Genomic DNA, 4,658 nt, shown 5'->3' on the forward strand with positions numbered 1-4,658 from the left:
GCCGCGCCCGCCCGCGACACCACCCCGGGCTATCGCGGCTACCTCCACCTCGCCGACGTCGGGGACACCTACACCTCGCAAGAGGCAGCGACACTGCTGCAGCTCGAGAACGCCGTGCTCAAGCGGCGCCTGTTCGCGGAGCCGGCGCCCCCGCTGACCCCCACGGGCCACGAGGAGGAGGACCTGGCCGCCGCGCCGAGGCGGGTCGCCGACCACTTCGCACGGGCGGACGCCGCCGCCCAGCTCGGCGACGACGCGCCGCGACACCTGGTCGTGGTGGGCGTGTACCCCACCCTCGAGAACTCCTACGGCAACGGCTTCGTGCACCGCCGGGTCAAGTACTTCCAGGCCGCCGGCGTCCGCGTCGACGTCGCGGTGATCGATCGGTCCGCCGAACCCCGCTCCTACGAGTACGACGGCGTCCACGTGCTGGTGGGCCGGGGAGCGGAGGCCGCGGAGCTGCTGCGCACGCGGCACTACGAGTCCGTGGCGGCCCACTTCCTCGTCCGCTCCCTCTGGGAGCCGATCCAGGACGCGCTGGCGGGGCACCGCTTCTTCGCGTTCATGCACGGTTTCGAGTCGCGCCGGTGGATCCGGACCATGCGCAACCACCGGACCCAGGGGCAGGTGGACGACGCGATCGGCGACACCCTGGAACGCCAGCGCTTCTGGCGCGAGGTGCTCGACCACCCGCACGGCCCCGAGCGGTTCGTGTTCGTCTCCCGCTGGTGGCGCCGAGCGGCTCAGGAGGACATGGAGCTCGTCTTCCCGGCGCAACGCACGGCGATCGTGCACAACGTGATCGACACGGACCTGTTCTGCTTCGTGCCCAAGGACCCCGAGCAGCGCTTCCGTGTGCTGTGGGTCCGCTCCGCGGCGAACCTCAATTACGGCGCGGACCTCGCCGTGCGGGCCCTCGAGCGCCTGCGGGACACGCCCCTGTGGGACCGCATGCAGGTCACCGTGATCGGCGACGGCAAGCACTTCGGCCTCTTCGAGGAGGCCTTCGCGGACGACGCGAACGTCACGGTGGAGCGCCGCTTCGCCGTCCAGGAGGAGATCGCGGCCCTGCACCGGGAGCACGGCGTGTTCCTGGTGCCCACCCGACTCGACTCCCAGGGGGTCTCGCGGGACGAGGCGATGGCCTCCGGGCTCGTGCCCGTGACCAATGACGCCGGCGCCGTCCGGGAGTTCGTGGACAAGGACTGCGCGATGATCGCCGACGCCGAGGACGTGGCCGGGCTGGCCGACGGCCTGCGACGGCTGATGGAGGACCCGGACCTGTTCCTGCGGATGTCCCGGGCCGCGGCAGCCCGGGTCCGCGCGCAGACTTCGCCGGAGCACACCGTGGACCAGGAAATGGCGCTGATGGGTCTGGCGGCAGGCCCGGGCGGGCGAGGGGAGGAGAACGCATGAGCGCCGTGCTGCTGTTGACGGCCGGCACGGGCCCGGCGGAGGGTCTGCTGCTGCAGGACCTGCGCGATAGCGGCCACGTGGTCGACGTCCTCGACGTCGCCTCGCACGCTTGGCTGCGCCGGCGTCCCGGCCTTGCCCCGGCCCCGCTCTACCCGTGGACCGGCACCCACGCCCTGCGCGCTGCCGGCGCCCAGATCGCGCGCGAGATGCGCCGGGTCACGGCCGCGGGCGCCTACGACGCGATCCTCGCCTCCGGGCTCGGCGCCGCGGGCTTCGCCGCCCGGCATGTAGAGGAGGAGTTCATCCCCCTGCTCCGCCGCGGCGACCTGGACTTCTCGGCGGCCCGCAGGCACGCCGAGGAGGACTTCGCGGCCCTGACGCGGGCGGTCGACCGGCTGTTCCTCGAGAACGAATGGGAGTTCGACAAGGCCCTGTCGAAGGGGTCGTGGAGCGCCCACCTCCGCCATCCACGTCGAGCCCTGCCGCCCGAGTTGTTGCCTCCGCTGGCCGAAGAATTCGAGACGCCGAGCGTCGTCGTCCTCCACCCCGAACACGGCGCCGCCGACCGCCTCGCGGCACAGATGGAGGCGCTCCAGACCGCGGTGGACACGGTGCCGGGCGCCTCGCTCCGCAGCCTCTCGGCCTCCGCCCTCTACCGCACCCGCGACCTCGTCGCGGGACGCGCGTTCGACGCGGTCGCGGCGACCCGGCTCGGCGGCGCCACGCACGTGGTCCTCGTGGGCTCGTCGCGAGACCACACTGCCGTCGGCGAACTCCTGGTCGGCACCGGCTTCGCGGAACGGCTGGTGGTGGAGGACACCATCGGCTCGGGCGCGTGGGCCGCGGGCCATCCGGGCGTGCGGACGGGGCGGGGGCTGCGCCTCGTCACGGAGCTCGCCGCGGCCCTGCGCGGGGGGCCCGAGCCTCACTCCGCCGTCGACGCCGTCGACGACGGCACCACCGACCTGCTCGCCGCCTACCGCACGGCGATGACCGGGCGCGTGGACCGGACGTTCGAGGACCTCGCGGTGCTGCGGCACGACGGCCCGTTGGACGTGTTCTTCTCCACCTCGCCGCTGGAGGACCGCACCGACGGGGCCCGTCCCCAGCGGGTGCGCAACATGAACGACGCCCTCTCCGAGCCTGCGGCGGCGCTGCGGCTCTCCTCCGTCCCGGGCGTCTTCGACCGGCGGCTCCGGGTCCTGGACGAGGCGCTCGCCGCCGGCCGTCCCCTCGGACTCCTCTACGGCGAGAACTCGACGTCGCCGATCCCGGTCGGCCGGGTGACCGCCGCCCTCGCGGACGTCATGGCCCGCTTCTCCGCCGGCGGCGGCACGAGCGTCTGGTTCGTGCGTGACCTGCACTGGCTGGACGAGATCGACGGGTACCTTGAGGACGCCGACGCGCGGCGCGACGTCCAGGAGCGTGGGCTCGCCGAGTTCGACGCGATGGCGGCGGCCGCGGACCGGCTGGCGGCTCCGTCTGCGGAGTCCGGGGAGGGCTTCGACGCCCTGCTGGCCCGCCACGGCCGCGGGCCCGTGGACTGGCTGCCGCTGCCGCCGGCCGTGTCCCCGGCGAACACCGTCCCCGCCGATGCCCCGGCGATCGGCGAGGAGGGCGTCACCCTGCTGTACGCCGGAGGCGTGGGCGGGATCTACGGCCTGGGCCAGTACCTCACTGCCGTCGGGACGCTTGACCCGCAGGTGCGACTCGACTTCGTCGTGCGCGCGGGGGAGCGTTCCGTGTTGGAGGACCTGCTGGCCGAGCACGGCCTGGCGGACCGGCCCGGGCTGCGGATCACCACGGTCCCGCTCGAGTGGTACGTCCCCGCGACGCGGACCGTGGTGGGCGTGGTGCTGCTGGGCGGCGAGTACGCCCGGTTCAGCTTCCCCTACAAGACCATGTCCTTGATCGAGCGCGGCTACCCCGTGCTCTGCTTCGCGGACATGGGGATCGCGGACTTCCTCGAGCGCAATCGCGTGGGGCTCGGCGTCGCGCGCTCCTCGGAGGCGATCCGCGCCGGCATCGCCGCGCTCGTGCGGGGCGGGGCGCCCGGCATGGCCGAGGCCCAGCGCACACAGTCCTGGGCCGCCCGGGTGGCCACCGCCCGGGCATCGGCCGAGGACTGAGTCCCGGCCCCACCGGGGGGCGCCCATCCGGGGACCCGGGAGGGGCCCGTCACGGATCACACCGCGGCGGGCTCGTCCCTCGTCTCCGCGGGGCTGAGCAGGGCCTGCAGCCGCGCCAGCACGGCTTCGGGCGCGTGCAGCCGTGCGTGGTGCTCGCGCGCCCGCTCCCGCCGTTCCCGCGCGGCCGCCGACGTCTCCTCCAGCAGGCCCAGCACCGTGGCGAGGAGCGTGGCGTCGTCGGTCTCGGTCACCGGCGGGGCGCACTCGTCCGGCGCGGGAGTCACCGGCGGCCCGGCGACCACAGCGTTGCCCGCGGCCAGGGCCTGCAGGGCCGCGATCTCCAGTTCTCCCGTGTGCAGCGGGGCCACGACGACATCGCCGTGGAACGCGTCGGGTCGACGGCGGAACCGGGGACCCGACGGGGCCTCGACCGGGATCCCGCGTGCGGTGAGTTCCGCGACCAGCTCGTCCACGGCCGCCGACTCGGCCGAGGTGCGGTCCCCGGGCAGGATGAGCACGCTGCGGGGGGCGGACGCGGCGTCAGGGCCGGGTCCCCGGTCCGTCGGCGTCGGGATCGGTGCCGGCAGCCAGAGCACGCCCGGCGTCAGCAGCGCCTCCTCGCGCCGGTGGGAGAGCACGGGGACTCCGGCGGCCAGGGCGGCCTGGAACGGGCGGCCCTGACGCCGGATGCGGCGGTCCAGCGCCGCCCGCGCGTCCGGGTCCAGTCCTCCCCAGGGGTGGCCGGGGACGGCCGTCAGCCGCCGGTCGACGCCGGCCAGGATCCGCTCGCCGGCCACGAGGGCGACCTGGCGTCCGCGAGCCCGGAGGGAGAGCAGTTCATGGACGGGGGACTGCTCGGCCCGGCCCCACAGCGGCCCCTCGCCCCCGCTGAGGACCGTGCCGTGGGCACGGTCGTCCGTGACCCAGTCCTGCAGGACGCCCCAGACCGCCTCGGGGCCGCCCACGGCGAGGCCGCGGCCCTCGGGGACCTCCCGGGGCGGCCGCTGCGTCGCGGGGCCGGCGTCGACGGGCCAGGCGTCCAGGAGGGGTCGGACCGTGGGCGGGTCGCCCACGACCAGGAGTCCGCGGGGCCGGGGATCGCGCGCGGGGTCC

The 4,658-nt window shown here is 75.1% G+C and carries 2 protein-coding genes and 1 pseudogene; 2 read left to right on the top strand and 1 reads right to left on the bottom strand.

Going from position 1 to position 4,658, the window contains the following annotated elements; translation table 11 throughout:
* Together QL983_RS10445 and QL983_RS10450 are read left to right on the top strand one after the other, a co-directional pair.
* Positions 1-1,416 (top strand): glycosyltransferase family 4 protein (locus tag QL983_RS10445; RefSeq protein WP_290152903.1); only part of this gene is annotated, 1,416 nt, incomplete at its 5' end.
* A complete protein-coding gene (locus QL983_RS10450; protein ID WP_098471502.1) occupies positions 1,413-3,545 on the top strand; it encodes a hypothetical protein in 2,133 nt (710 codons plus the stop codon). The genes QL983_RS10445 and QL983_RS10450, both read left to right, overlap by 4 nt.
* A 56-nt stretch (positions 3,546-3,601) precedes the next feature.
* On the opposite strand, the pseudogene QL983_RS10455 reads toward QL983_RS10450, so the two are convergent.
* Positions 3,602-4,658, bottom strand: a pseudogene (locus QL983_RS10455) (glycosyl transferase); the annotation flags it as partial.

The organism is Micrococcus sp. APC 4021, assembly GCF_030407635.1.
Classification (GTDB): domain Bacteria; phylum Actinomycetota; class Actinomycetes; order Actinomycetales; family Micrococcaceae; genus Micrococcus; species Micrococcus luteus.

Bases quoted from the DNA above. Each gene is read 5' to 3' on its own strand.
- QL983_RS10450 (WP_098471502.1), top strand. From the start codon at position 1,413: ATGAGCGCCGTGCTGCTGTTGACGGCCGGCACGGGCCCGGCGGAGGGT.